The organism is Thiocystis violacea, assembly GCF_016583565.1.
Taxonomy (GTDB): Bacteria; Pseudomonadota; Gammaproteobacteria; order Chromatiales; family Chromatiaceae; genus Thiorhodococcus; species Thiorhodococcus violaceus_A.
This window is the reverse complement of record NZ_NRRF01000232.1, coordinates 1-786: the sequence shown is the minus strand read 5'-3', so window position 1 is coordinate 786 and position 786 is coordinate 1. Positions and strand designations below refer to the sequence as shown.

The following is a 786-nucleotide window of genomic DNA, read 5'->3' as shown; positions in this document are numbered from 1 at the left end:
TAGAGCGCGATAGCGGTGAGGTCGTTTGTGCTCGACAGGTCCAGACCAGCGATGCAGCGCGCACCACGCAGTGACGCGACATCGAAGGGAGCGCCGAGTGCATCCCAATCAGACGGGGCGATCAGGCGCGTGTCGGCTTCAATGGGCTGGTTCAGATAGAAGTTGCGGAACGCTGTCTCTTGGCTCGGTATGCGCTGCGCCGTCTGCGCAGTGTCGCGCATCTCGTCGAGCGATCGGAAATCGCCCAGGGCGGGGTTGGCAAGCCGCCACGTGTCCTCCGACCACGGATCGCTGCCCTCAGGCGCTGAGAAGATGTGCGCGCTGAAGCGCGGGTCATCGATGACACCATCCCGCACTTGCCTGCCGTAGTGGACAAGCTCCGACATGACATGCAGCGGATCGGCGCTTTGCGTCGAGATGGTGATGCCCAGGGGTTCAAGGCGTGCAGACGTACCAGTGGAGAGGGCATCATACAGGTTGCGGTTGGGCCACTGCGCGAGTTCGTCGCAGACATAGAAGCTTGGGCTTAGGCCATGCGCCTTGCGTGCATCGGATGACAGCGCCTTGTAGACACTACCCGTCTCGACGTCCTCTAGCTCCTTTGGCGTGTCGCGGATAATGACTCGCGAGCGCAGTTCTTCATCATCGAGGATGAACGCTTTCATCTCTTGGAAGATGATGCCCGCTTGGTTGCGGTCCGCCGCAGCGGAATAGACCTGCCCGCGTGCTTCCGCTTCCGGGCCGCACAGGTGGCACAGCGCCAGGGCGGCGGCCAACTGCGTCTTG

The 786-nt window shown here is 62.3% G+C and carries 1 protein-coding gene; it reads right to left on the bottom strand.

Translation table 11 applies throughout. From position 1 onward, the window contains the following. Window positions 1-786 (bottom strand): terminase large subunit domain-containing protein (locus tag CKO23_RS24955; RefSeq protein ID WP_242482719.1); only part of this gene is annotated, 786 nt, incomplete at both ends.